This window comes from Ruegeria marina (assembly GCF_900101475.1).
Classification (GTDB): domain Bacteria; phylum Pseudomonadota; class Alphaproteobacteria; order Rhodobacterales; family Rhodobacteraceae; genus Ruegeria_B; species Ruegeria_B marina.
The window spans coordinates 164,379-189,502 of sequence record NZ_FMZV01000004.1 but is presented as its reverse complement, the minus strand read 5'-3'; the positions used below and the strand labels follow the sequence as shown (position 1 = coordinate 189,502).

The 25,124-nt window shown below is 63.4% G+C and carries 22 protein-coding genes; 15 read left to right on the top strand and 7 right to left on the bottom strand.

The genetic code is table 11. From position 1 onward, the window contains the following. Nucleotides 1–128: 128 nt before the first annotated feature. The gene (locus BLT75_RS07610; protein ID WP_093029413.1) at nt 129–953 is read left to right on the top strand and encodes a sulfite exporter TauE/SafE family protein; all 825 of its coding nucleotides are present in this window, start codon (nt 129–131) and stop codon (nt 951–953) included. Continuing rightward, the gene (locus tag BLT75_RS07605; RefSeq protein ID WP_093029411.1) at nt 947–1,732 is read left to right on the top strand and encodes a hypothetical protein; all 786 of its coding nucleotides are present in this window, start codon (nt 947–949) and stop codon (nt 1,730–1,732) included. Before BLT75_RS07610 ends, BLT75_RS07605 begins: the two co-directional genes overlap by 7 nt. Before the next feature lie 93 nt (nt 1,733–1,825). Here BLT75_RS07605 and BLT75_RS07600 read toward each other — a convergent pair whose 3' ends face one another. The 3 genes from BLT75_RS07600 to ccmI are packed head-to-tail and all read right to left on the bottom strand — an operon-like array spanning nt 1,826 to nt 3,753. Continuing rightward, the gene (locus BLT75_RS07600; protein ID WP_093029409.1) at nt 1,826–2,056 is read right to left on the bottom strand and encodes a DUF1289 domain-containing protein; all 231 of its coding nucleotides are present in this window, start codon (nt 2,054–2,056) and stop codon (nt 1,826–1,828) included. 12 nt (nt 2,057–2,068) lie between these two features. After that, nucleotides 2,069–2,533, bottom strand: coding sequence for a Holliday junction resolvase RuvX (gene ruvX / locus BLT75_RS07595; protein ID WP_093029407.1), 465 nt, complete (start codon nt 2,531–2,533; stop codon nt 2,069–2,071). Beyond that, nucleotides 2,530–3,753, bottom strand: coding sequence for a c-type cytochrome biogenesis protein CcmI (gene ccmI / locus BLT75_RS07590; protein WP_093029704.1), 1,224 nt, complete (start codon nt 3,751–3,753; stop codon nt 2,530–2,532). The genes ruvX and ccmI overlap by 4 nt, the downstream gene beginning before the upstream one ends. Nucleotides 3,754–3,930: 177 nt before the next feature. Here ccmI and BLT75_RS07585 point away from each other — a divergent pair, with 177 nt between their 5' ends. The 6 genes from BLT75_RS07585 to BLT75_RS07560 all read left to right on the top strand — a co-directional run bounded on the left by BLT75_RS07585 (nt 3,931) and on the right by BLT75_RS07560 (nt 10,112). After that, on the top strand, nt 3,931–5,175 hold the full coding sequence (locus tag BLT75_RS07585) for a sarcosine oxidase subunit beta family protein (protein ID WP_093029405.1): 1,245 nt from the start codon (nt 3,931–3,933) through the stop codon (nt 5,173–5,175). Between the two features lie 80 nt (nt 5,176–5,255). Then, nucleotides 5,256–5,585 carry a TfoX/Sxy family protein gene (locus tag BLT75_RS07580; RefSeq protein ID WP_093029403.1) on the top strand — a complete coding sequence of 110 codons (330 nt, stop codon included), beginning with the start codon at nt 5,256–5,258 and terminating at the stop codon, nt 5,583–5,585. 4 nt (nt 5,586–5,589) lie between these two features. Continuing rightward, nucleotides 5,590–5,919, top strand: a complete 330-nt coding sequence (locus BLT75_RS07575) for a sarcosine oxidase subunit delta (RefSeq protein ID WP_093029702.1) — start codon at nt 5,590–5,592, stop codon at nt 5,917–5,919. A gap of 43 nt (nt 5,920–5,962) precedes the next feature. Then, nucleotides 5,963–8,995, top strand: coding sequence for a sarcosine oxidase subunit alpha family protein (locus BLT75_RS07570; RefSeq protein ID WP_093029401.1), 3,033 nt, complete (start codon nt 5,963–5,965; stop codon nt 8,993–8,995). Next, entirely contained in the window at nt 8,988–9,554 is a 567-nt protein-coding gene (locus BLT75_RS07565) for a sarcosine oxidase subunit gamma (RefSeq protein WP_093029399.1), read from the top strand. Before BLT75_RS07570 ends, BLT75_RS07565 begins: the two co-directional genes overlap by 8 nt. A 135-nt stretch (nt 9,555–9,689) precedes the next feature. After that, entirely contained in the window at nt 9,690–10,112 is a 423-nt protein-coding gene (locus BLT75_RS07560) for a hypothetical protein (RefSeq protein ID WP_143028530.1), read from the top strand. A gap of 9 nt (nt 10,113–10,121) precedes the next feature. Here BLT75_RS07560 and BLT75_RS07555 read toward each other — a convergent pair whose 3' ends face one another. Further along, complete coding sequence (locus BLT75_RS07555; RefSeq protein WP_093029700.1) at nt 10,122–10,874, bottom strand: FkbM family methyltransferase; 753 nt, start codon at nt 10,872–10,874, stop codon at nt 10,122–10,124. 101 nt (nt 10,875–10,975) lie between these two features. Between BLT75_RS07555 and BLT75_RS07550 the strand changes: the two genes are divergently transcribed. The 3 genes from BLT75_RS07550 to rarD all read left to right on the top strand — a co-directional run bounded on the left by BLT75_RS07550 (nt 10,976) and on the right by rarD (nt 13,539). Then, complete coding sequence (locus BLT75_RS07550; RefSeq protein WP_093029395.1) at nt 10,976–11,575, top strand: superoxide dismutase; 600 nt, start codon at nt 10,976–10,978, stop codon at nt 11,573–11,575. Nucleotides 11,576–11,754: 179 nt separating this feature from the next. Further along, nucleotides 11,755–12,525, top strand: a complete 771-nt coding sequence (locus BLT75_RS07545; protein ID WP_093029393.1) for an enoyl-CoA hydratase-related protein — start codon at nt 11,755–11,757, stop codon at nt 12,523–12,525. A 63-nt stretch (nt 12,526–12,588) separates the two neighbouring features. Beyond that, nucleotides 12,589–13,539, top strand: a complete 951-nt coding sequence (gene rarD / locus BLT75_RS07540) for an EamA family transporter RarD (protein WP_093029390.1) — start codon at nt 12,589–12,591, stop codon at nt 13,537–13,539. On the opposite strand, the gene BLT75_RS07535 is transcribed toward rarD, so the two are convergent. Then, nucleotides 13,446–13,997, bottom strand: a complete 552-nt coding sequence (locus BLT75_RS07535) for an LOG family protein (RefSeq protein ID WP_093029388.1) — start codon at nt 13,995–13,997, stop codon at nt 13,446–13,448. The genes rarD and BLT75_RS07535 overlap by 94 nt on opposite strands. A 137-nt stretch (nt 13,998–14,134) precedes the next feature. On the opposite strand from BLT75_RS07535, the gene BLT75_RS07530 reads away from it, so the two are divergent. From BLT75_RS07530 to BLT75_RS07515, 4 genes are all read left to right on the top strand, one after another. Next, nucleotides 14,135–15,757: a LysM peptidoglycan-binding domain-containing protein gene (locus BLT75_RS07530; protein WP_093029386.1), complete on the top strand. Its 1,623-nt coding sequence runs from the start codon at nt 14,135–14,137 to the stop codon at nt 15,755–15,757. Nucleotides 15,758–15,815: 58 nt separating this feature from the next. Then, nucleotides 15,816–17,642 (top strand): ABCB family ABC transporter ATP-binding protein/permease, encoded by a 1,827-nt coding sequence (locus tag BLT75_RS07525; protein WP_093029384.1) that lies wholly within the window; start codon nt 15,816–15,818, stop codon nt 17,640–17,642. A gap of 125 nt (nt 17,643–17,767) precedes the next feature. Further along, nucleotides 17,768–18,091, top strand: coding sequence for a hypothetical protein (locus BLT75_RS07520; RefSeq protein ID WP_093029382.1), 324 nt, complete (start codon nt 17,768–17,770; stop codon nt 18,089–18,091). Nucleotides 18,092–18,263: 172 nt separating this feature from the next. Further along, nucleotides 18,264–19,817: a phospholipase D family protein gene (locus BLT75_RS07515; RefSeq protein WP_093029380.1), complete on the top strand. Its 1,554-nt coding sequence runs from the start codon at nt 18,264–18,266 to the stop codon at nt 19,815–19,817. Nucleotides 19,818–19,851: 34 nt separating this feature from the next. Here BLT75_RS07515 and BLT75_RS07510 read toward each other — a convergent pair whose 3' ends face one another. Continuing rightward, the gene (locus BLT75_RS07510; RefSeq protein WP_093029378.1) at nt 19,852–23,673 is read right to left on the bottom strand and encodes an efflux RND transporter permease subunit; all 3,822 of its coding nucleotides are present in this window, start codon (nt 23,671–23,673) and stop codon (nt 19,852–19,854) included. Then, the gene (locus tag BLT75_RS07505; protein ID WP_093029376.1) at nt 23,670–24,911 is read right to left on the bottom strand and encodes an efflux RND transporter periplasmic adaptor subunit; all 1,242 of its coding nucleotides are present in this window, start codon (nt 24,909–24,911) and stop codon (nt 23,670–23,672) included. The genes BLT75_RS07510 and BLT75_RS07505 overlap by 4 nt, the downstream gene beginning before the upstream one ends. Between the last annotated feature and the right edge of the window lie 213 nt (nt 24,912–25,124).

Below are 25,124 nucleotides of genomic sequence, written 5' to 3'. Positions count from 1 at the left end.
GGTCCGGACGAAAAGGGCGGGGCAATCCCCGCCCTTTTTGCGTGACAGGGCACTTGAGCCCGAATGGCCGCTTTTCCCCAGCGCATCTCCGGTGTACCCATGCCGGGACCAATGGCGGAGTTCCGAGCATGCCCGATACCACCCTCCTGATGCAGATGCTGGCCCTTCTGGTCGTCATCGGCGCATTTGCCGGCGTGCTGGCCGGGCTTTTGGGCGTCGGAGGCGGCATCGTGCTGGTGCCCGCGTTCTTCTACGCCTTCCAGACCCTTGGGTATGGCGGCCCGCAATTGATGCAGATGTGCCTGGCGACTTCGCTGGCCACGATCATCGTGACTTCGCTGCGGTCGGTCCTGAGCCACAACAAGAAGGGCGCTGTGGATTGGGTGATCCTGCGCGGCTGGGGGCCGGGAATCGCGGTGGGCGCGGTTCTGGGGGTCCTGGTGGCGGCCTCGCTGCGGTCGGTCGCGCTTCAGGCGCTGTTCGGCGTGCTGGGCATCGTGATCGGTGCATATCTGGGGCTGGGCCGCGCGCATTGGCGGTTGGGCGATGCGATGCCGGGCGGAGTGCGCCGCGTGATCATGTCGCCGATCGTGGGCTTTCTCTCCGTTCTGATGGGGATCGGCGGCGGCAGTTTCGGCGTGCCGCTGATGAGCCTTTACAATACGCCCATTCACCGCGCCGTGGCGACTGCCGCCGGGTTCGGGGTGATCATTGCGGTTCCCTCGGTGCTGGGCTTCCTGTTTCTGCAGATCGACCCGGCCCAGCGGCCGCCGCTGACGGTGGGGGCGGTCAATCTGGTGGCCTTTGGCGTCGTCATCTGCATGACGCTGATCACCACGCCCTTGGGGGTCAGGCTGGCCCATGCAATGGACCCCAAACCGCTCAAGCGCGTCTTTGCCGTGTTCCTGACGCTGGTGGCGCTCAACATGCTGCGCAAGGCGCTCGGGTGGTAGAGGAGTTCCTCTCTCGCGGCTGGGTGCGGTTTCCGTTCGACCCGGTACTGGCCGAATGGGTCGCCCATGCGCTGCCCGCTGCGCGCCGGGCAGTTGCGGACCCCGCTTTTGCACATTGGCTCGATTGTGAGGGCACCTGGTTTGTCGGCGTCGATGCGCTCGACAATGACAGCGCGGGCCGGGTGGGCGACGGGCCGCCGCTGGCCGGGCAGGCGATGAACTTCATAGCGCGCCATCTGCGCGCATTGCCGCTGCACAAGGCACAGGTTTCGGTCACTTATTCCGGCTATCCCCGCCCGCGCCGGGGCGAAGGCGAGGCCGGCTTTCGCTATCGTCTCAATCGTGGCGCGGCGCATGTGGACGGGTTGAAACCCTCGGGCCCTGACCGCCGCCGCCATTTGGACGAACCGCATGCCTGGATCCTGGGCCTGCCGCTGACTGCCGCCGATGCCGGGGCCGCACCCATGATCCTGTGGGAGGGCAGCCATCGCATCCTCGGCCCTGCGCTGGCCCGGGCCCTGGAAGGATACCCGCCCGAAGACTGGCACCAGGTTGACGTCACCGATGCCTATCAGGCGGCGCGGCGCGAGGTGTTCGAGACATGTCCCATGCTGCGGCTGCATGCGGTCCCCGGCGAGGCCTACCTGCTGCATCGCCATTGCCTGCATGGTGTAGCCCCCTGGGCGCTGGACGCGCAGGCCGGGCCGGACGGGCGCATGATCGCCTATTTCCGCCCCCTGATGCCCGGCGGCGTCCCCGTCTGGATCGAGGCGCCTTGACCGCCGCTAGAATGCATCGGCTCCGGGTTCATCTTTTCCGCAAATGCTCCCGCCGAAGGCTTGGTCCTTCCGCAGGAAAGGCAAAACAGGGCGTCAGCCCCGCAGCCGTGCGGCGCGGCCGCCGCGGCGCTTGGTCAGGTTGGGGGCGCGGGACGGCAGTTCGGCCATGATCCGGGCGCGCTCTTCGCTGTCCATGCGCGACCAGCGTGAAATCTCGTCAATGGTGCGATAACAGCCGGTACAGATTCGCTCGGTCGGGTGCACCAAGCAGATGCGGATGCAGGGCGACTCGATCTCGTTGCGTTTCCAGACCGTGTCGGTCATCGGCTGAGGCTCCTAAAGATTGCGCAGACGATCCAGCGCGCCTTGCAGGATATAGCCCGCCGCCACGTGGTCGATAACCTCGGAGCGACGTTTTCGTGTCGTATCCGCCTCAAGCAGTGCCTTTTCTGCCGCAACCGTGCTCAGGCGTTCGTCCCAGAAGGTGATCGGCAGCTCGGTCAGGCGCGACAGGTTGCGGGCAAAGGCACGGGTCGACTGGCAGCGCGGCCCCTCGCTGCCATCCATGTTGCGCGGCAGCCCAAGGATCAGGCCGGCGATCTGTCGCTTCTGGATAATGGCCAGCAAATCCGTGGCATCGGTCGAGAACTTTCGCCGCCGGATGGTCTCCAGCGGCGAGGCGACGCCGCGCATCGTGTCCGACACCGCAACGCCGATCGTGCGCTCGCCAAGGTCCAGCCCGGCCAGCGCGCCGAACGCGGGCAGCGTGTCCGAGAATTCTTCGATCCGGTCGAAGATCATTCGCCCAGTCCCGCCTGCCGTGCGGCACTTTCGATCAGACCGCGCGCCTCGGCGTTGTCCGCGTAGACCTGACGCGCCTCTGCCAGGATGGTGCCGGCCCGTTCCGTGTCACCCAGGACGGTCAGCGCGCCGATCAGGCGGGCCCATTCCTGCGGGGTGCCGCCTTCTGTCGCCAGCCGTTCGGAAAGGCGCTCGACCATGCCTCGGATCATCTCGTTGCGGCTGTCGGCATCCATGTCCGAGGCGGCCTCCATGTCCTGCTGGCTCGGGCCGGGCAGGGCGGCCACGGGCGGCGGGGTGTATTCGACACCGGCCCGCATCGCCACCTCGCCGATCCGGGTCCGGATCGCCTCGGCCCAGGCCGCATCTTCGGGCGCGGCCGCAAGCGTGCGCGACCAGATTTCGAAGGCCTGATCCGGACGCCCGATCTGAAGCAGCATGACGCCCCAATAGTAGCGCGCCGGACCATATTCCGGGTTGCGCTGCAAGGCCTGGCGCAGAACCGCTTCGGCCTCGGGCGAGACATAGCCGCCGGCGGCCATGATCATCAGTTCCGCCTGTTCCGAGTAATCTTCCGCCGCCACGTCGCCTTGCAACAACTCGATGACCCGGCCCTTGGCGATGTAGGCGGCGCGCAGGTTGCCGGTGTTGGCTTCGTGCTGGGCCAGCAGCATGTGCCCCTGAACATCGTCGGGGCGCCGGGCCACGGTGTCGCGCAGTTTTTGCAGCAGTTCGGCGTAGCCGGGTTCGATCTGCGGTTGCGCCTGTGCGGGCATGCGCGCCTCTGCATCGGCCTGGGCCGGGCGTTCGGCGCGGTTCTGTTCGGCGATCTCGAGCCGGAGCTGCAGCGGCAGGTCGCCGTAGCCCGGCGCGCCGAGGCTGGAATAGAACCACAGCGACCCGGCCATGACGACGACAGCCGAGATCAAGGCCACGATCGCAGCGCCTCGTCTGTTCTGCGCAGGGTCTTCGGTCTCGGCTTGGATCTGCGCATCGGCGGCCAGAATGCGGCGCGAGATCTCGGTGCGGATGCGCTCGGCGTCGGCCGTGTCGATCACGCCGCGGGCGAGGTCACGGTCGACGCCCGCCAACTGGTCGCGATAGACGCGCAGGTCATAGGCCGCGGCCGGTTCGTTGACAACGCGCGCCCGCAAGGCTGCCAGCGCCAGCAGGCCGGCCACCGCCAGCGCCATGAGAGAGACGAGAATCCAGAAGATCATGAGGGCTCCGCTTTGCTCCCTGTCATCTAGCGACGCCGGACCCTCGAAAAAAGGGGCAAATGTGCGCGAGGCGCTGTCATGTCGCAATATCGCGATATTGCGGCGGTATGCGGCGGGGGTAATCTTGGTCTCCACGGCATACCTGCCGCAAGACACGAAACCGGATCGGATTCGCACATGAAGCATTATTCTGCCTTTGCCGTGGCGCGAGAAGCGTTGCGTTATCACACCGGATGGGAACGCGCCTGGCGCTCGCCCGAACCGAAGAAACGCTATGACGTGGTGATCGTCGGTGCCGGCGGGCACGGGTTGGCGACCGCCTATTACCTGGGCAAGAATTACGGCATCCAGAATGTTGCGGTGATCGAGAAGGGTTGGCTGGGCGGCGGCAACACCGGGCGCAACACGACCATCATCCGGTCGAACTATCTTCAGGACCCGTCGGCTGCGATCTACGAGAAGGCCCGGTCGCTTTACGAGACCATGAGCCAGGACCTGAACTACAACGTGATGTTCAGCCCGCGGGGCGTCATGATGCTGGCCCAGACCCAGCACGAGGTGCGCGGTTACAAGCGCACCGCGCATGCCAACGCGCTGCAAGGGGTCAAGACCGAGTGGATCGATCCCGCGCGGGTCAAGCAGCTGGTGCCGATCATCAACCTGCACGGTCCACGGTATCCGGTGCTGGGCGCGCTCTGGCAGGAGCGCGGCGGCACCGCGCGCCACGACGCCGTGGCCTGGGGTTATGCGCGGGCCTGTTCGGCCATGGGCATGGACATCATCCAGCAATGCGAAGTCACCGGCGTGCGCAGCGATGCCGGACAGGTCGTCGGCGTTGACACCACCAGGGGGCCGATCGATTGCGGCAAGCTGGGTATCGTGGTGGCGGGGCATTCGGGCCAGCTGGCCGAGATGGCGGGATTCCGTCTCCCGGTCGAGGCGCTGGCACTTCAGGCGCTTGTTTCGGAGCCGATCAAGCCCTGTATGGACGTGGTGGTTATGGCCAACACGGTACATGGCTACATGTCGCAATCGGACAAGGGCGAGATGGTGATCGGTGGCGGCACCGACGGGTTCAACAATTTCACCCAGCGCGGCTCGTTCCACCATATCGAGGAAACCGTGCGCGCGCTGAACGAGACCTTCCCGATGATCAGCCGCCTCAAGATGCTGCGGCAATGGGGCGGAATCGTCGACATGACCGGCGACCGCTCGCCCATCCTGTCGAAGACGCCGCTGGGCGGCTGTTTCATCAACTGCGGCTGGGGCACCGGCGGATTCAAGGCGATCCCGGGTTCCGGCTGGGGCATGGCGCAGCTGATGGCAACGGGCCATTCGCCGCTGACCGAGGCGTTTTCGCTCGACCGCTTCAAGGAAGGCCGCTTCATCGATGAAAGCGTCGCGGCGGGGGTGGCGCATTGAACCAGATTTTTTCAGTAGAAATCTGGTCCAAAGTTTTTCTGAAAAACTTTGGGGCTCTCCGGGGTCGGAGGGCGTGACAGATGGCCTATTCCGAAACCATGGCCGAGACGATGCGCGCCGATCTAGGGGTTGAGCCGGGCCTGTCCGAGAAGAAGATGTTCGGCGGGCTCTGCTTTCTCTTGCATGGAAACATGGTCTGCGGCGTCACCCGCGACGGCGCCATGTACCGACCGGGCAAGACGCACGAGGGAGAGGCCCTTGAACTGGGCGCGCAGCCGCTTTCCTTCACCGGACGCCCGATGGGCGGCATGGTGGAGCTGGACGCCGGCGCCTTTGAAGACGACGCGCTCCGTGCGAAACTTATCGAATTTTCGCTGGCCCATGCCGCCAGCCTGCCGCCGAAAGGATGACGATATGCTGATCCTCCATTGCCCCTATTGCGGCGTCGATGCCGACGAGACCGAACTCGCCGCCGGTGGCGAAGCGCATCTGAAGCGTTTCGGCCCGGGATCGAGCGACGACGAGCTTCATGGCTATCTCTTTGCCCGCGAGAACCCCAAGGGTGTGCATCTGGAACGCTGGCGCCATGCTTCGGGATGCGGCAAGTGGTTCCATGCCGCCCGCTGCACCGCGACGCTCGAGGTGTTCGGCACCTACAAGGCGCAGGTCAGCGGCCCGCCGCAGGAGATCCGCGATGCGATCTCGGCCCGCCGCCCCGGCTGGAGCTGGAGGGAATTCTCCTGATGTCCGCCCCCCTCACGACACTTCTTGCGAAAGGTTCGCGTAAATGAGCACCCGTCTCGCAAAACAGGGCCGCCTGATCGACCGTTCGAAACAGGTGACCTTTACCTTCAACGGCACCACCATGCGCGGGTTCCAGGGCGATACGCTCGCCTCGGCGCTCTTGGCCAACGACCAGATGATGATGGGCCGTTCGTTCAAGTATCACCGCCCGCGCGGGGTGGTGGCCAGCGGCGCCGAGGAACCCAACGCGCTGGTCGGTCTGGGCGAGGGGACGCGGTTCGAGCCGAACCAGCGCGCCACCACGACCGAGCTGTTCGACGGGCTCAAGGCTGCCAGCCAGAACCACTGGCCAAACCTCGATTTCGATATCGGGGCGGTGAACACCTATCTGTCGCGGTTCCTGCCGGCGGGCTTTTATTACAAGATGTTCATCCACCCGGCGCCGTTCTGGAAACATGTCTACGAGCCGATCATCCGCCGCTCGGCCGGTCTGGGCAAGGCGCCCGACAAGGAGCTGGTGGATGCCGATACCTATGAGCATTTCCATGTCCACACCGATATTCTGGTGATCGGTGGCGGCGTCGCCGGGTTGCAGGCGGCCAAGGTGGCCGCGGCTTCGGGCGCGCGTGTGCTGCTGATCGAGCAGACCGCCCATTGGGGCGGGCGTGCGCCGGTCGATGGCGGCACCATCGACGGCCTGTCGCCCGAGGATTGGGTGAGCCGCACCCTGGCCGAGCTGGAGGCGATGGACAACGTCACTCTGCGCCCGCGCACCATGGGCGCTGGCGTTTATGACCACGGCTATGCTCTGGGATACGAGCGGGTGGCAGACCACACCCCCGGCGTGCCGGGGCCGCGCCACCGGCTCTGGCGGATCCGCGCGAAACAGATCGTCAGCGCGACTGGTGCCATCGAACGACCGCTTTCATTTGCCGGCAACGATGTGCCCGGCGTGATGCTGGCGGGCGCGATGCGCGACTACGTGGTGAACTGGGGGGTGACCCCGGGCCAGCGGGTCGTGGTCGCCACCAACAATGACGACGCCTATCGTACTGCCATCATCCTCAAGAAGGCCGGTGTCGACGTGCTGCGCATTCTCGACGCCCGCAAGGAGGGCGGCGGCGCGCTGGCCGACGAGGCGCGCGCGCTGGGTATCCGGGTCGATCCGGGCCGCGCCATCGCCAAGGTCAAGGGCGGCAAGCGGGTCAAGAAGATCTTGATCTGCAACCAGGACGGTGTTGGCGGTGCGCGCGAAGAGCTCGAATGTGACGCGGTCGCCATGTCGGGCGGCTGGTCGCCGGTGGTGCATATGTGGTCCCATTGCGGCGGCAAGCTGATCTGGGACCGCGCCAATGCGCATTTCCGCCCCGATCCCGACCGCCCGCCGCTGGGCGCGGATGGCAAGGGCTTTGTTGTCGCCGCTGGTTCCGCCAACGGGCCGCTGTCGTTGGATCAGGTGATGGCCGACGCCGATGCAGCGGGCAAGGTCGCCGCCAAGTCGGCGGGCTTTACCCCCAAACGCACCAAGGCGCCCGAAGGCGCGGCCGAGGCCGAGAACGCGATGAAAGCGGTCTGGCTGATGCCCGCCAACGCGGAAATCCAGCTGCGCATGAAATCCTGGCTCGACTTCCAGAACGACGTGAAAGTGTCGGACGTGCAACTGGCCGCGCGCGAGGGGTACGAGAGCGTCGAACATACCAAGCGCTATACCACGCTGGGCATGGCGACCGATCAGGGCAAGCTGAGCAATATCAACGGCCTGGCGATCCTTGCTGATGCATTGAATGCGGATATCCCGCAGGTCGGCACCACCACCTTCCGCCCGCCCTATACCCCCATTTCCATGGGGGCCATCGGCGGCGAGGCACGCGGCGAGGTGTTCCAGCCGGTGCGCAAGACGCCGATCTATGACTGGAGCAACGCCAATGGCGCTGACTGGGAACCGGTCGGACAGTGGCGCCGCCCCTTTGCCTATGTCCGTCCAGGCGAAAGCGTGCATGACGCGGTCAATCGCGAGGTCAAGAACACGCGCGAGAACCTCGGGCTGCTCGATGCCTCGACGCTCGGCAAGCTGATCGTCAAGGGGCCGGACGCAGGCAAGTTCCTCGACATGCTCTACACGAACATGATGAGCACGCTGAAACCGGGCAAATGCCGCTATGGCCTGATGTGTTCGGAAAACGGTTTCCTCATCGACGATGGCGTGGTGGCGCGGATCGACGAGGACACGTTCCTGTGCCACACCACCACCGGCGGGGCGGAGCGCATCCATGGTCACATGGAAGAATGGCTGCAAACCGAATGGTGGGACTGGAAGGTCTATGTCGCCAACGTGACCGAGCAATATGCCCAGATCGCCGTGGTCGGCCCCAAGGCACGCAAGGTGCTGGAAAAGCTGAACGCCAAGGCTGGCGGCGGCATGGACCTGTCGGCCGAGGCGCTGCCCTTCATGGAATGGCGCGACGGGCGGATTGGCGAGTTTGACGCACGGGCCTATCGCATCTCGTTCTCGGGCGAACTGAGCTACGAGATCGCGGTTCCGGCGAGCCAGGGTCTGGCCTTTTGGGAGGCGCTGGTGGACGCGGGCAAGGAATTCGGCGTCATGCCCTATGGCACCGAATGCCTGCACATCCTGCGCGCCGAAAAGGGCTTCATCATGATCGGGGACGAGACAGACGGCACCGTGATCCCGCAGGATCTGGGGCTGGGCTGGGCGATCTCGAAGAAGAAGGACGATTACCTGGGCAAGAGGGCGCAGGAGCGCAGCCACATGGCCGACCGCGACCGCTGGAAACTGGTCGGTCTGGAAACGGTTGATGGCTCGGTCCTGCCCGATGGCGCCTATGCGGTGGGCGAGGGTGTCAATGCCAACGGTCAGCGCAACATGATCGGGCGAGTCACCTCGACCTATTACTCGGCCAACCTGGGCCGCGGTATCGCCATGGGCCTGATCCAGCACGGACCGGACCGGATGGGCGAGATCGTCGAATTCCCCGGAACCGATGGCAAGGTCTACAAGGCCAAGATCGTGGACCCGGTTTTCTATGACAAGGAAGGGGCGAAACAGAATGTCTAAACCTGTCAGCGCATTGATGGGTGCCGCCTATGACGGCATCGTGCGGGTCGAGGAATGCGGCCTGCAGGGCATGATCACCCTGAGGGGCGATCTGGCCTCGAAACCGGTCATCGCCGCCGCGACCGGCGCCACCGGGCAGGAGATGCCCGGCCAGCGCCGCGCCAACGTGGCGGGCGAAAGCGGGCTGTGCTGGATGTCGCCCGACGAACTTCTGGTGCTGGTCCCCCATGCCGAGGTGAGCGCCAAGCTGGCCGCCATGACCACGGCGCTGGGTGACGCCCACAGCCTGGCGGTGAACGTGTCGGATGCGCGGGCGATGTTCCGCGTCTCGGGTGAACATGCCCGCGAGGTGATGGCCAAGCTCGCCCCGGTCGATTTTGCCCCCGGCGCGTTCGGCCCCGGCGATTTCCGCCGCTCGCGCCTTGCCCAGGTGGCCGGCGCCTTCTGGATGGAGGAAGATGGCAGTTTCCGCATCATCTGCTTCCGTTCCGTGGCCGATTATGTGTTCAAGCTTCTGAAAGTCGCTGCACAGCCGGGAAGCGCGGTGGGCGTGTTCTGACTCGCCTTTGGTATCAACGCCACTGAGTGCAAAGCCCGGCCTCAATAGATGGCCGGGCTTTTTCGTGTTCCAGGGCCGCCGGTTGCCGACTGCGACCCATCTGCACTATGCTGGTGCCGGGAAAGGAGAGATCGCATGGCTCCCTCTTCAAGCCTTCTTCGGGTGTCAGCACTGGCTTTGCTGGGATGTGTTTCGACTGCATCGGCCGCAATTGCTTCTACGACCTGGACCTGTTCGTTCAAGGGGGTGGGCAAGGACCCTTACATTCCCTCTTCCGTCACCCTTGTCATTGACGAGGCAAAGCTGACCGGCACGGTGTACGACGCATTGATTGCCGCCAAACACGCTGGCCCCATCGGCGCCAAGATATCCCGGCGCGACGGCAAGTCCTGGACAATCCTGTGGGAAGTCGAAGTGCCGTTTTCGCGCAACCGGACATCCCAGGCGGATTACCGGGTCATTCTGACCCATACCACCGGCCGGGCGTCGATGCGGGCCGATGTGCCCGGCAATATCGAACCGTCGATGGGCAAGGGGCAGTGCCGCCGGGCCAACTGACCGGCCGTGTCATCGCGTGAACAGGAAACTGCGAAAGCGGCTCTGCGCCTCTGGTGCGGTCAGGTCGGCGGTGGCTCCGGTCTCGTCGGTGGCGGAGGTGTAGAATGACAGCTCCTGCGCTAGCCCCGCCATCGCCTCCGTTCGTTGTCCTTCCTGCAGAAACGGCGCGTGGGTCGAGAGGTAAAAGGCCGGGCGATGGGTCCGTAGCCAATCGGTCAGTGTCGGCACCACGCTGAACTCGGCCCCTTCGACATCCATCTTGACCAGTGAGACGCCGGACAGATCGACCGTTTGTGCAAACTGGTCCCAGTTGATGGTCAGCGCATCGCGACCCGCCTCTCCGGGCGCCAGCAGCGAGGTCATGGAATCGCCGGCCTCTCCCCCGAAACTGCCCATGCGCGCGACACCGAACCGGTCGGACAGGGCCACGCCAAAAGCCGAGACATTGGAGATGTTGTTGAGGTCCAGATTCCAGACAAGGTGTCGAAAGGCCACCGGATCAGGTTCGAAACACCACACATGGCGCGCCTTGCGCGCGGCATAGAGCACGGTCGGTCCGATCCAGGCGCCAATGTCGAGATAGTCCCGGTCAGGTGACAGATGCCGGTCCAGAACGGCGAAGGTCTCGGGTTCCCAATGCCCGGCCGTGGCCTTGCGCCAGAACCTGGAATGATAGGGATCGAGGCGGAACGGCTCGCCGTTCAGGCGGCCCGGAACATGCCCGCGGGCGCGGTAGATCATCTTGCGTAATCCGGTCAGCATCTGCCTCTTCCTGGTGCTTTTATGCCATCGGCCCTTGACCTGCGCGGGCGCCCAAAGCATGTAACCTTGGGAACGCAACAATTAATTGACAGGGGGCCAAGATGGCTTTTGAACTTCCCGATCTTCCTTATGCACATGACGCGTTGGCATCCAAGGGGATGAGCGCCGAGACGCTCGAATATCACCACGACCTGCACCACAAGGCCTATGTAGACAACGGCAACAAGCTGATTGCCGGCACCGAATGGGACGGCAAGACGATGGAAGAAATCATCGTCGGCACCTACAACAAGACCGCAGTGGCGCAGAACGGCATCTTCAACAACATCAGCCAGCTGTGGAACCACAACCAGTTCTGGGAGATGATGGGACCGGGCGAGAGCAAGATGCCGGGTGAGCTGGAAAAGGCGCTGGTCGCGAGCTTTGGCTCGGTACAGAAGTTCAAGGATGACTTCGCTGCCGCCGGTGCAGGCCAGTTCGGGTCCGGCTGGTGCTGGCTGGTCAAGAATGCCGACGGTTCGCTGGCGGTGACCAAGACCGAGAATGGCGTCAACCCGCTCTGCTTCGGCCAGACCGCGCTTTTGGGCTGCGATGTGTGGGAACATTCCTATTACATCGATTTCCGCAACAAGCGTCCTGCCTATCTGTCGAACTTCCTCGACAACCTGGTGAACTGGGAAAACGTCGCCTCGCGCATGTAAACTGGCGCAGCGCTTGCCGATATCGGCCCGGTCTCCGTGCGGAGGCCGGGCTGTTCTTTTTTGAGGGGGGGCGCTGCTCCGGTCGCCTTTAAGCGACACGCCCGGAATATTCGGGAAGGGATGAAAGGGCTGGTCAGGCTTGTTCAGGCGGGGCAATCTGTTCGCGGGAGGACACGCGCATGAACGAGATGCCGCAAGACCCGTTGCTGGGAGAGACCTTGACCGAAGGCGTGCTGACGCTGACGCTGGGCAGGCCGCCGGCGCATCCATTGTCGCGGGCGATGATCGGGGCGCTGCATGACGCTTTGCGCCGGGCCGGGACAGACGATTCGGTGCGGGTCGTGGTGATCCACGGACCGGGGCGGATCTTCTGCGCGGGTCATGACCTGAAGGAGATCGCGCGTCACCGGGCGGATGCGGACGAAGGCCGGGCCTATGTGGAAGATCTGTTCCAGGCCTGCTCGGCGATGATGCTGGAGATCACCCGGATCCCGAAACCGGTGATCGCGATGGTCGAAGGTCTCGCCACCGCAGCCGGGCTGCAACTGGTGGCGGCCTGCGATCTGGCCTATGCCACGCCCGAGGCGCGTTTCTGCCTGCCGGGGGTCCAGAACGGCGGGTTCTGCACCACGCCTGCGGTTGCGGTGTCGCGCGTGGTCGGGCGCAAGGCGGTGATGGAAATGGCGCTGACCGGCGCGGCCTATGATGCCGACTGGGCGCTTGGCGCCGGATTGATCAACCGGATCGTGCCGGCGGCGGAACTGTCCGTCATGGTTTCCGAACTGGCCCGCAGCCTGGCCGCGCGCAATCCCGGTCCGGTGGGGCTGGGCAAGCTGACCCTCTATCGCCATCTCGGCCTGCCGCTGGAGGAGGCCTACGCGCTGGCCATCCCGGTAATGGTCGATCATTTCATGGATCCGGGACGGCGACACCTGGACTGGAAGGTGTAAACCGGCTTGCCATTCCTGGCTGCGCACGGCTAGAGCGGGGCACGGCAATTTTCGGGGCAGGATATGGGCGAGATCGGGCGCGGCGTTGTGGCGATGGTCGGAGCCTGTGTGGTCTGGGGACTGTCGCCGCTCTACTACAAGCTTTTGGCGCATGTGCCGCCGCCCGAGGTGTTTTCGCATCGCACCCTGTGGTCGGCGTTGATGTTCATTGTCTATCTTGCCTTGCAGGGGCGGCTGGGAGAACTGGCGCGCGCCTATTCGGCCCCGCGCCAAACAGGACTGATCCTGCTGGCGGCGTTGATGATTTCTCTCAATTGGTTGATTTTCATCTTTTCGGTGCAGGCGGGCCATGTGACGGAAGCGTCTCTGGGGTACTATATCTTTCCCCTGATGGCTGTGCTGGCCGGGCGTTTCATGTTCGGAGAGCGCCTGGCCCGGGGACAGTGGCTGGCCATCGCGCTGGCGGCACTGGCCGTACTGGTACTGACCCTGGGCCTGGGAGTCATGCCCTGGGTGGCCCTGATCCTGTCTACCAGTTTCGCGCTTTACGGCTCGATCAAGAAGGGTTTGGCGCTGGGGCCGGTGATCTCGGTGACCGCTGAAATCCTGATCCTGATGCCATTGTTCCTGTCGGTACTGGCCTGGGCGCATTTGCATGGCGAGGGCGCCTTTGGTCTCGATCTGGAGACCAGCCTGTTGCTGATCGGTTCGGGGCCGCTGACCGCGACGCCGCTGATCCTGTTCAGCTACGCCGCACGTCGGGTGCCGCTGTCGACGGTGGGCGTTCTGCAATACATCAATCCGACGCTGCAATTCCTCTGTGCCGTGGCGGTGTTCGGCGAGGCTTTCACAGCGTGGCACGCGGTGGCTTTTGCCCTGATCTGGCTGGCGGTCGGGGTATTCTCTGTTTCGATGATGCGTCAGGACAGGGTGGTGCGCAGGGCGGCCATGGCCGCAGCCGGAGTATCTGCCCAGGTCAGGAATCCGGCCAGCGAGGCATCGGCGAAGCCCTGATCCACCGTGCGCTCGATCAACGCGCGCAGCCCGTCCCAGTAGCCTTCGATATTCATAACGACGATCGGCTTGTCGTGCAGGCCCAACTGCCTCCAGGTGAGCGCTTCGAACAGTTCGTCCAGCGAGCCCGGCCCGCCGGGCAGGACCACGACGGCATCGGCGTTCATGATCATCACCTTCTTGCGTTCATGCATGGTCTCGGTCACCACGAAGGTGGTCAGGTCGGTCTTGCCGACCTCGCGCCGCTGCAGGTGAACCGGGATCACGCCGAACGTCTGGCCACCTGCCTGCTGCGCGGCGCGCGCGACCTCGCCCATCAGGCCAACGTCTCCGGCGCCGTAGACAAGCCGCCACCCTTCATTCGCCAGCATGAGGCCAAAGTCACGGGCTGCCGTGGCATAGGCAGGCATTGCCCCGGAACGCGATCCGCAATAGACACAAACGGATTTGACGGTCATGGCAGCCTTTCCCGGTTTACTGTATAGGGGTTTGATCCCTGATAGCGGGAATGCGCCGGAGGCTCAACCGGGGCCGTAGACGGGGACAATGGCCGAAACCGCCGGGGCGCGATTTTCGGGTATGGGGAAGGAAAAAAATGGCTAATGAAGCCGGAACCGGGAGGCTCGGCACGGGTGGCTGGGCAATCGTTGCGGGTATCGCGCTGTCAGCCGGGCTGGTGGCACTTTACGCGCTGGGGGTGATCGGGCCACGGTCTGCCGAGGCTCCCGAGGCGGCGGTTCCGGCCCCGGCGGTTGACGCTGGAAAACCAGTGGCAGAGACGGCGGAAGCTGAAAACCCCGGAACGTCCGGCAATCAGCCCGACACGGGCGCGCAACCGGGGCAAGCGCAGCAAACTGCCACCGGGGACGCGTCGTCCGGAGGCGACGCCGCAGAAACAGCGGCCGCACCGGGAGAAACCGCATCAGAGCCGGTTGAGCAGTCCCTGTCGCTGCCTGTACCCGTTCTGGACCAGATCTTTGTCGAGCGCGACGGAAGCACCCTCATTTCAGGCCGGGCCGAGGTCGGATCCCGGATCGTCGTGCTGCTTGACGGGGCGGAACTGTACGGGTTCGAGGTGACGGGCGACGGCAATTTCGCCGAGTTCCTGACCCTGAGCTTCAGCGATGCCGCGCGGGTGCTGACACTGCGCTCCCAGCGCGATGGCCAGACCGTTTTGTCCGAGGATTACATCATTGCCGCTCTGCCTGCTCCGGAATCGGCTGTCGTGGCAGAGGCGGAGGAAGCAGAGGCAGGGACACGTCCCGGCTCCGCGGCACAGGCAGTTGAAACTGCGCCAGCCAAACCGGAACCGCCCCGGGCCACGGACCAGGTGGCCACAGCGTCTGAAGGCCCTGCACAGGATCAAACCGGTGCCGAACCGCAACAACAGGACGCACGCCAGAGCGCGGCGGCAACAGACGACCCTGCGCTTGCGCAGAACAATTCGCGACAGGCGATCACTCAACAGGACCCGGCCGATCTGAACGAAACCGCTACCACGGAAGCGCCGCAAGCCGAGCCGGCCACGGAGTCGTCGCAGGTGGCAGGTGCCGCGATCGAAGGCGCTCCGCAGGCCGATGACCCTTCGAGCGCACCGACCGCATCCCAGCAAGAGGCTGTCGCGGGTTCATCGGCCACGGCAGAGCCTGCGACCGGCAGCCCGGCTCCGGTCGCGGTTCTGCGGTCGGATGCATCGGGTGTCGAACTCGTACAGGCACCAGAGGTGTCCTCGTCGCTGGAACCGATGCGGGTCGCGCTCGATACGATCGGATACTCCGAAACAGGAAACGTGCGCCTGACAGGGCGTGCAAATGGCGGTTCGGTGGTGCGGGTCTATTTCGACAACCGCGTCGTATCCGATGCTCTGGCCGATGCGCAGGGCAAATGGCGCGGCGAGATCGAGGGGATCGTTCCGGGCGTCTACACCTTGCGGCTGGATGAGCTGGGAGAGGACGGAGCGGTGCTGAGCCGGCTGGAAACCCCGTTCAAGCGCGAGGCGCCCGAGGTTCTGCGCCCCGCCGACCCGCAATCGGGTGAAGCGCCGGCACGGCCGCTGGTTCACGCGGTGACCGTGCAAAAGGGCGACACGCTCTGGGCGATCTCGCGAGAGCGCTATGGCGAGGGGCTTTTGTACGTCAAGGTCTTTGATGCCAACCGGGACAGCATCCGCAACCCGGACCTGATCTATCCGGGCCAGGTCTTCAACCTTCCCGATTGAACGTGCAGCCGGCCCCAGCGGCCGGTTCGCATCCTGGACCGCCAAGAGAAAGCACCTGATGAGACGACTGGCCCATACCGCACCGGCTGACCAGAGCGCAGACGCCGAGCGCCGCTCGGGCTGGCGCACTATCCGGCGGGTGGCACCCTATCTCTGGCCCGAGGGCGAGACCTGGGTCAAACGCCGGGTGGTTCTGGCGATGGCGATGCTGGTACTGGCCAAGCTGATCGCGGTCTATACGCCGATCCTCTACAAGGGGGCGGTCGATGCGCTGGCGGGCGAAGGCGTGCCGCCACTGGCGCTGGGCGCGGTGGGTCTGACCGTGGCCTATGGCGTGGCGCGGATGCTGACGGTGGGCTTCCAGCAATTGCGCGATGCGCTTTTTGCGCCGGTGGGACAGCGCGCCTTGCGGGCGCTGGCGCTGGAAACCTTTCGGCATATCCACCGCCTGTCGATGCGATACCATATCACCCGCAAGACCGGCGGGCTGAGCCGGATCATCGAGCGGGGGGTGAAGGGGGTCGAGTTCCTCCTGCGCTTCATGCTGTTCTCGATCGGGCCATTGATGCTCGAACTGGTGCTGGTCGCCATTGTGCTGATGTGGCTGTTCGATATCTGGTATCTGGTCGTGGTGGCGGTCACCATCGCGCTGTACATCTGGTTCACCTTCGCAGTGACCGAATGGCGGGTAAAGCTGCGCCGCGAGATGAACGACCAGGACACCGAAGCCAACCAGCGTGCCATCGACAGCCTGTTGAACTTTGAAACGGTCAAGTATTTCGGGGCCGAGGAACGCGAGGCGCGCCGCTACGATCACTCGATGCGGGCCTATGCACAAGCGGCGCTGAAAACCGCCTATTCGCTCGCCTTCCTGAACTTTGGCCAATCGTTGCTGATCACCTGTGGCCTGATCGGCGTGATGGTTCTGGCCGCCTACGGGGTGCAGTCCGGTGCCCTGACCGTTGGCGATTTCGTCATGGTCAATGCCTACATGATCCAGATCACCGTGCCGCTCAATTTTCTCGGGACCGTCTACCGCGAGATCCGGCAGGCGCTTGTCGACATGGGCGAGATGTTCGAGCTGCTTGAACAGCCCGCCGAGGTGACCGACCGGCCAGGTGCTGCGGCGCTGGCGGTTCGGGGCGGCGAGATCACGCTCGAGAATGTGCGGTTCGGATATGAGCCGGACCGCGAAATCCTCAAGGGCGTGTCGCTGATCGTTCCGGCGGGCCAGAGCGTGGCCATCGTGGGCGCTACCGGGTCCGGCAAGTCGACCATCGGGCGGCTGTTGTTCCGGTTCTATGATGTGACCGGAGGGTCGCTGAAGATCGACGGACAGGATATCCGGGAGGTGACCCAGGACAGCCTGCATGCCGCAATCGGCGTGGTGCCGCAGGATACGGTGCTGTTCAACGATACCATCCGTTACAATATCGCCTATGGGCGCGAGGATGCGACCCAGGCGGATGTCGAGGACGTGGCCCGTGCCGCCCAGATTCACGATTTCATCGCCTCGCTGCCCGAAGGGTATGACACCAAGGTGGGCGAACGCGGACTGAAGCTGTCGGGGGGTGAGAAGCAACGCGTCGGCATTGCGCGGACCCTTCTGAAGAATCCGCCGATCCTGCTTCTGGACGAGGCGACAAGTGCGCTCGATACCGAGACCGAGCAGGAGATCAAGGAGGCTTTGGCGCGCGCGGGCGAAGGGCGCACCGTGATCACCATCGCGCACCGGCTCAGCACCATCGCCGAGGCCGACAAGATCGTCGTTCTCGAAAGGGGCGAGATCGTCGAAGAGGGTACACATGACGACCTGCTTGCCCGGAGCGGCCGCTATGCGCAGCTCTGGGCCCGTCAGCAAGCGGACGATGAAGAGGCCGCCTGAACCGGAAGAAATTCGATTTTGGGAATCTCGGGATCGAGAGTAGCTTCACCTGCAACCGACAAAGGAACACCCGCGCTCTTCGCTCGGATCCGGGAATCGGTCCAGTCCATTGGGGAGCGTAAAAGATGGGCAAATCACTCTTACTCGCAGGCATAATCGTTACTGTATCGTCCCTGGCCGCAGCCGCTCAGGATCTCGAGTTCCTGCTGGTTAACGAAAGCAGCGCCGATGTCACCGAGTTCCACATATCGATTGCGGCGAGCAATGATTGGGAAGAAAACCTGATCGAAGGCGGGTACCTGGCACCTGGCTACGAACTGGGGATCGTCATCGCAGATGGTGAGACGACCTGCGTGTATGACCTGCGCGCGGTGTTCTCGGACGGTGCAGTGCTGGAAGATTATGGCCTCGATTTGTGCGAGATGGGATCCTATACCTTCTCGGATTGATCTTCTCGGTGCCGTTCGAAGGGGATTGTTGCTCGGGTATCCAGGCTGACCCGTACCATTGGGGTGCAGGCAGGTCGGGCAACGATTCGACCCTGCGCTGTTTTCCGTGTTTGTCTGTTCCGTTCTGTTCCGAATAGACTGCAGGCTATCCTTAGTATTGCGGAGTGAGCACATGAAACTGTTGCGCCGTTTTCTGGTGATCTGCCTGGTGCTGGTCGGTTCGGGACTTGCGTTCCAAATGCTGTATGCAGTTCCTGACACTTCGACGCTTGATCACTCCGAGGCAATTCCTGCGAGCGAAAACACTACTCTGGGTGCAGCGGTCGCGTCGGCCGCGCGTGCCAATCCCGGGAAATCAGGTGTAACGCCTCTTGCGGATGGGCATCTCGCTTTTGCAGCCCGGCTTCACCTGATCCAGGCAGCCGAAGAGAGCATCGATGTCCGCTACTATATCTGGCAAAAGGATCTTACGGGACTGCTGCTTCTGGAGGGACTGCGCGATGCGGCGGATCGCGGCGTCAGGGTGCGCATGCTGCTGGATGACAACGGAACGCCTGACCTGGATGCCGAACTTGCCGAGATGGCCGCGCATCCAAACATCGAAATCCGGCTGTTCAACCCCTTCATCCTTCGAAATCCCCGCATGCTTTCGTACGTGTTGGATTTCAGCCGCGTCAACCGACGCATGCACAACAAAAGCCTGACGATTGACGGTGTCGTATCGGTCGTCGGCGGACGCAACATCGGCGATATCTATTTCTCGCGCAGCCTGGGGACAAACTACTTCGATCTCGACGTGGTCGCATTGGGCCCGGCTGCACAGGATGTTGCAGCGGATTTCGATCTTTACTGGAAAAGCCAGTCGTCCATCCCCGTGGAATTGGTCTTGCCGGAACGCCAGGCGGATGAGGGGGCTCTGGATGCATCAGTGGCCCGGATGCGGGCCTTGCCCGGTGGAGAGGACTATTCGCAGGCAGTGGCCGATCTGGAACTGATGAGCCTGATCCTTGACGACACAAGGGGGTTCGAGTGGGTCGAGATGAAACTGGTCAGCGATGATCCGGTAAAAGGGGTGGGAAAGGCCCAATCGGACGAGCTGATGATCATCCGGCTCCTGGACATGGTTCCGCGTCCGGAAAAGGAAATCTCGTTGGTTTCGGCTTACTTCGTGCCCGGAGACAGGTTGACCGACATGCTTGCCGAGTGGGCGCAGGCAGGAGTGCTGGTGCGGACAGTCACGAATGCACAGGAGGCAACGGACGTGCTGCCCGTGCACGCAGGTTACCGCAGATACCGCGACCGTTTGGTTGACGCAGGCGTGCAGGTGTTCGAACTGAAATCAACGCTGGAAAAGCCGGATGTTCTGGAACAGTTCGGACTGGTCGGGTCCGGCACGACCAGCCTGCATGCAAAGACCTTTGTCATCGACCGGGAACGGGCTTTTGTCGGTTCATTCAATTTTGATCCCCGCTCTGCCCGGCTCAACACCGAGATGGGGTTTCTGATCGAGAGCCCCAAGGTGGCGACAGAAATGTCCGAGGGCTTTGAAACCGGGATACCTCTTTGGACTTATGCGGTCAGCCGCGGGTCGGACGGATCATTGATCTGGCGGGAGATCGCAACCGACGGAGGTGAGGTCACCTATGAGGCGGAACCGAAAACGACGGTGTTTACACGGTTCCTGGTACAGATCATCGCACTCTTGCCGATTCAATGGATGTTGTAAGGATCATTTGGGCCGGGTGATTCCGGCCCAAGGGTCATTCAGCGGCATTGATTAGCTGTACAGTCCCGTTTTCGGTGGACAGCTCAGGCTTCTCAACCGGCGGATTCACTGGCATTTCGTCCCAGATGATTTCGGTCGCCTTCAGCTTCCTGGCGGACCTGCGCAGCTGCATGTCGCGCGCGATGCGGCTGGACCTGCCCGATGTGATCCGGGCAAAGCCGCGTCCGATCATCCGGGCATAGGTCGATGCCCATACGCGCAGGGCAAGCAGCGACGGTGTCACGACGAGCGTCAGAACCGTTGCGATGCCAAGTCCGAAGACCACAGCCGTCGCAAGCTGTTTCCACCAGAGCGCGGTGGGGCTGTCGATCGAGTATCCGCCATTGATGAAATCGAGACTGAGCCCGAACATCATCGGCGTCAGGCCGGCCATGGTGGTGATCGTGGTCAGCAAAACCGGGCGGATACGGGCCTCGGCGGTGCGCACGATGGCCTCGATACGGGGCATGTAACGGCTGAACTCCTGATAGGTGTCGATCAGCACGATGTTGTTGTTCACCACGATCCCGGCCAGGGCCACGATGCCTGTACCGGTCATGATGATCGAGAACGGCTGGTTCATCACCATCATCCCGATCAGCACGCCGGTGGTGGACAGCACCACCGCCAGCAGCACAAGCACCGAGTTGTAGAAACTGTTGAACTGCGCCAGCAGGATTATGAACATCAGCCCAAGTGCCGCCAGGAACGCCTTGGACAGGAAATCCTGGCTCTCGGCCTGATCCTCCTGGTCCCCGGTCCATTCCCATTCGAGACCGGCGGGCAGGGGGGTGGCGTTCAGCCATTCCGTGATGACGGCGATCCGTTCGTTCGCGTTGATCGGGGTTATCCGGGCATCCCCTCCGGCAATCGCCGCGCGCAACGCGTCAACCCCTTCGTCCGCAGTCAAGGACACAAGTTCGAACCGGGCGCGATCGACCGGGCGCGTAAGGGTTTCTTCTGCGGGCGTGGCGCCCTCCGGCACCATGCGCAGAACCGCCAGCCGGGTTTCACCCCCGTCCGGGTTGTCACGTACGAGCTTGCTCAGACCGGGTTCGACATCCGCCTTGACGTCGAAATAGCGTTTCTGATCGACGCGGCTGATCTTGGCCAGCTTTTCCACCGGCTTGCGCGTGATGAAGTTCGACAGGGGCACCAGCCCGTCCGGCGTGCGTACCTTGAGCGTGTCGAGCGTTGACAATACGCGGTCCTGTTCCGGCAGCCTTACCCGGATCTCGATCTCGTCGTCGGCGTTGGCGGGGCGGAAATCGCCCAGAAGCACGCCGCGGGTCACCAGCTGCACCATGGCGCCCACTGTGGCCACATCGGCGCCGAACCGTCCGGCCTTTGCAACATCGACGTCGATTTGCCAGTCTATTCCGGGCAGGGGTAGGGTATCTTCGATCTTGATCAGTCCGGGGGTGGCGTCGAATTGCGCGCGGATGCGGGCGGTCGCGTCAACGAGATTGTCCCAATTGTCGCCCTTGAGCCGCAGATGCACCGGTTTGGCCGAGGAAGGGCCGCGGCCAAGCGGTTCGATCTCGCTGACGAAACCGGGGAGTTTGGACAGTTCCGCATTCAACTGATCCAGCACGACGTCGCCATCATACTCGGCCGCAACCACCTCTTCCTGGAACCCCAGCCATTCGGTCATGCGGGTTCCGAGCCAACCCGTCAGCGGGTGCAGTTCGGTGGGCCGCTGCTCCCATGGTATGATCTCGAACTGGATCTGGCCCACGGTATCGGCAGGAGCCTGGGCGCCTCCGGTGTTCTGGTTAAGGCCGCCTTTTCCGGCAAAGGAAAAGACGTTGACCACTGCTGGATGGGCGCGGATCACTTCTTCCGCCTGTCGGACCAATGCGTCTTTTTCCGCCAGAGACAGGTTTCCGCGTGCCCGGACATAGGTGGTGGCCTGCTCCGGTTCGCTCTCGACAAAGAACTCGACGCCCAGTGAACGCTGCGGGAACATGACGAACACGACCTGATAAACCGCAAAGAACACCACGAAAATCGATACGATCGGCATCACCGGATTGCCCGCGATGAACTTGATCACGTGACCAAAGGGCGTGTGCCCACCCGGGGCGGCCACGCGCCGCTGCGGCATCTCGATTCGCGCGGCAGACAGAGTGACAGAGGCGGCAAAGGCACTGGTCAGAAACAACGCCGCCCCAAGCAACGTTCCGACGGTCGGCCCGGCGGAGAGCAGGTAGGCGGGATTCAGCAATTGCATGGCACCAAGGAACATTCCGTAGAGCGCGGGAGGCACCAGCAGGACCCGCAGCGCCCAGGGCATGCGCGCGCGCAGCCAGTTCGACATCCGCCCGAATATCCGGCTGATCCTGCCTGAAACCCCGCCCATGACCGGCAGATAGATCAGCGCGACGACCAGCGATGCGGACAGCACGAAGATCAGCGTGACCGGAAGCATCCCCATGAACTCGCCCGGAACGCCGGGCCAGAACAGCATGGGGAGGAAGGCGCACAGCGTGGTTGCCGTGGACGAGACCACCGGCCAGAACATGCGCTGCGCCGCCTCGACATAAGCGTGCATCGGGCCGATACCGTCCTTGATGCGTTTGTCGGCGTATTCGACCACCACGATGGCGCCATCGACCAGCATCCCGACCGCGAGGATCAGGCCGAACATCACGATATTCGAAATGCTGACCCCCATCAGTGCCAGAAACGCGAAGCACAACAGGAATGAGGTCGGAATGGCAAAGCCGACCAGCAGCGCGGCCCGGCTGCCCAGACTGGCCAGAACTACGATCATCACCAGTGCGATCGCGGTCAGAACCGAGCCTTCGAGCTGGTTGACCATCGATCCCACGACCCGGCTTTGGTCGTTGGACGTGCCGACATGCACGGCGGCCTTCATGTCTTCGGGCCAGGTTTCCTGCACCTGGGCAACGGTCGCCTTGACCTGCTCAACCGTGTCGATCAGGTTGTAGCCCTTGCGCTTGACCACTTGCAGCGCAACCGTGTTTTCTCCGTCAAAGCGGGCTGTTCCTTCGCGGTCTTCGAATGTGTAGTTGATCTGCGCAAGTTCGCCCAGCGTCACCACGCGGTCGCCGTTTACCTTGATCGGCAACTGGTAGACGTCTTGAGCCGATTTGAACGACGATGGAATCTTTACGGAAAATGCGCCCTGCTCGGTTTCCACCTCTCCGGCTGCAATCAGCTGGTTGTTGTTCTGGACGACATTGATCAATTCCAGGGCGGTGACATTGTAGGCCTCGAGCCGGAGCGGGTCGATCACGACCTCGAGCATCTCGTCACGATTGCCTGCTATGCCCGCCTCGAGCACGGGTTCGAGCGACTCGAGGTCATCCTGAAGATCCTTGGCGATGCGGGCCATGGTCCGTTCAGGAACCGACCCGGTCAGGTTCACGATGACGATGGGAAACTCGGAAAAGTTGATCTCGTTCAGCGTATATTGTTCGGCGCCGGCGGGAAACTCGGCCTGGGCCGTGTTCATCGCGTCGCGCACATCGGCGGTGATGGCCGACTTGTCCCAGCCGAATTCGAACTCCAGGGCCACGCCGGCATAGTTCTCGGCTGCGGTGGAGGTCATCTTCTTCAGACCGTCTAGGTCGGCCAGCTCGGTTTCCATCGGTTTGACCAGCAGGCTTTCGCTGTCCTCAGCCGAAATGCCGGGAAACTGGACCGAAACGAACAGAGCCGGAATCTCGATGTCCGGCTCGCCTTCCTTGGGCAGGCTGACATAGGCATATCCGCCTATCAGAATCGAAATCGCGATGAAGGCGATGACCATCCGGGCCCGTGAGGCGGCCCAGTCAACTATGCCTGTCATTGGGAAGCCTCCCGCCAGCTTGGCAGAACGCTGACGCCTTCGACGACATAGTCCTGGCCAACCACGATCACGTCGGCGGTTTCCGGCAGGCCCGTTACCCAGATGCCATCAGGCGTATCCCGAACCAGCGAAACCGGAATGAAAGCGACGATATTGTCGGGACCGACCGTGCGCACGCCAAGTCGCCCGTCATTGTTCAGGGTCAGGGCCGATTGCGGCAAAAGATGCGCCTTGGCGCCATCGGACGAGATCGCGATGGTTGCCGTCTGGCCGTCACGGATCCGCAGTTCGGGGTTGTCGACGGTAATCTCGACCTCGAATGTACGCGTGGTGGGATCGGCCGAACGGCTTAGGAAGGTGACGCGCCCCTGAACCTGCAGGCCGGTCACCAGTTGCGCCCCCGCAAGCGCGCCCACCTGAACTCGGTTGACCTCGGTCTCGGGCACGAAACCCACCACCTTGATCGGGTCCAGCTGGATGATCGTGGCGCAAAGCGTGCCGGGCTGCATCAGGCTGCCGAATTCCGCGGTGTCACTTTCCAGCAAGCCCTCGAACGGGGCCTTGATGGTCAGGCGGTCGATCTCGCGCTGTGCCGCCGCCACGGCTGCTGTTGCCGCCTCGATGCTGGCCCGGCTGGTTTCCAGCCCCGCCTCGGCGGCCTTGATCCCTGCTTCGGCAGAACGCACGGCCGCTTCCGTCGAAACGCGCCGGGTCTCCGAGGCGTATCCGGTTTCGGCCAGCTTCTGCGCGGCATTGTAATTGATCCGGGCCTCTTCCAGGCGCGCCTTGGCTTCGTTCAGCCGGGCTTCGGCTTCGGGCATCGAGCTTTCGGCCTGCGCCTTTCTTGCCCGGGCTTCCGCCAGGCTGGCGGAACGGGTGCCGGGATCGAGTTCGCACAGCAAATCTCCGGCGTTGACAAAGGCTCCCTTGCGCTTGGGTTCGGATATCACGGTCGACACGGTTTCGGCACGTACCTCGACCTGGCGAACGGCGCGCGTCTGGCCGCGCAGCACAACCGCGCTGTCGATCTCGCTGGCCTGCGACCGCAAGGCGACGACGCGTACCGCGCTGGGGGCGGATTGCGTTTCGCTGGCGGCGGAGGCCGCGCCGCTCGATCCAGCCTGTGCCGTAGCGGCGGTTTCCGCCTTTGCAAAAGCCATCAAGGCGTCGCGCTCGAAGACCAGCAGGTACAATCCGACGGTCACCAGGATTGCAGTAATGAAGGGAACCAGACGCATCGAACACCTTTCTTGAGAACACACGCGGACGCACACTATTATGCTTACTGTACGGCGAAAAGCGGGTCTTGGATCGTGACATGGGGGTTGCGATGCTCCATGTCCATACTGAACTGATCGGTTCAGTTTAACTTTTTTCGGAGGTGCGGCGCAAGTGCAAGGAAAATCGCCGGGTCGTTGCTCTTGGCTTGGTCGATGGTACTCGATATGAGG

Excerpts from the sequence above, each read along its gene's own strand:
- BLT75_RS07530 (WP_093029386.1), top strand. The coding sequence starts at position 14,135 with ATGGCTAATGAAGCCGGAACCGGGAGGCTCGGCACGGGTGGCTGGGCA.
- BLT75_RS07515 (WP_093029380.1), top strand. The coding sequence starts at position 18,264 with ATGAAACTGTTGCGCCGTTTTCTGGTGATCTGCCTGGTGCTGGTCGGT.
- BLT75_RS07535 (WP_093029388.1), bottom strand. The coding sequence starts at position 13,997 with ATGACCGTCAAATCCGTTTGTGTCTATTGCGGATCGCGTTCCGGGGCA.
- BLT75_RS07585 (WP_093029405.1), top strand. The coding sequence starts at position 3,931 with ATGAAGCATTATTCTGCCTTTGCCGTGGCGCGAGAAGCGTTGCGTTAT.
- BLT75_RS07565 (WP_093029399.1), top strand. The coding sequence starts at position 8,988 with ATGTCTAAACCTGTCAGCGCATTGATGGGTGCCGCCTATGACGGCATC.
- BLT75_RS07600 (WP_093029409.1), bottom strand. The coding sequence starts at position 2,056 with ATGACCGACACGGTCTGGAAACGCAACGAGATCGAGTCGCCCTGCATC.
- BLT75_RS07575 (WP_093029702.1), top strand. The coding sequence starts at position 5,590 with ATGCTGATCCTCCATTGCCCCTATTGCGGCGTCGATGCCGACGAGACC.
- BLT75_RS07550 (WP_093029395.1), top strand. The coding sequence starts at position 10,976 with ATGGCTTTTGAACTTCCCGATCTTCCTTATGCACATGACGCGTTGGCA.
- BLT75_RS07555 (WP_093029700.1), bottom strand. The coding sequence starts at position 10,874 with ATGCTGACCGGATTACGCAAGATGATCTACCGCGCCCGCGGGCATGTT.
- BLT75_RS07505 (WP_093029376.1), bottom strand. The coding sequence starts at position 24,911 with ATGCGTCTGGTTCCCTTCATTACTGCAATCCTGGTGACCGTCGGATTG.
- BLT75_RS07520 (WP_093029382.1), top strand. The coding sequence starts at position 17,768 with ATGGGCAAATCACTCTTACTCGCAGGCATAATCGTTACTGTATCGTCC.
- rarD (WP_093029390.1), top strand. The coding sequence starts at position 12,589 with ATGGGCGAGATCGGGCGCGGCGTTGTGGCGATGGTCGGAGCCTGTGTG.
- BLT75_RS07560 (WP_143028530.1), top strand. The coding sequence starts at position 9,690 with ATGGCTCCCTCTTCAAGCCTTCTTCGGGTGTCAGCACTGGCTTTGCTG.
- ccmI (WP_093029704.1), bottom strand. The coding sequence starts at position 3,753 with ATGATCTTCTGGATTCTCGTCTCTCTCATGGCGCTGGCGGTGGCCGGC.
- BLT75_RS07525 (WP_093029384.1), top strand. The coding sequence starts at position 15,816 with ATGAGACGACTGGCCCATACCGCACCGGCTGACCAGAGCGCAGACGCC.
- BLT75_RS07610 (WP_093029413.1), top strand. The coding sequence starts at position 129 with ATGCCCGATACCACCCTCCTGATGCAGATGCTGGCCCTTCTGGTCGTC.
- BLT75_RS07545 (WP_093029393.1), top strand. The coding sequence starts at position 11,755 with ATGAACGAGATGCCGCAAGACCCGTTGCTGGGAGAGACCTTGACCGAA.
- ruvX (WP_093029407.1), bottom strand. The coding sequence starts at position 2,533 with ATGATCTTCGACCGGATCGAAGAATTCTCGGACACGCTGCCCGCGTTC.
- BLT75_RS07570 (WP_093029401.1), top strand. The coding sequence starts at position 5,963 with ATGAGCACCCGTCTCGCAAAACAGGGCCGCCTGATCGACCGTTCGAAA.
- BLT75_RS07510 (WP_093029378.1), bottom strand. The coding sequence starts at position 23,673 with ATGACAGGCATAGTTGACTGGGCCGCCTCACGGGCCCGGATGGTCATC.
- BLT75_RS07580 (WP_093029403.1), top strand. The coding sequence starts at position 5,256 with ATGGCCTATTCCGAAACCATGGCCGAGACGATGCGCGCCGATCTAGGG.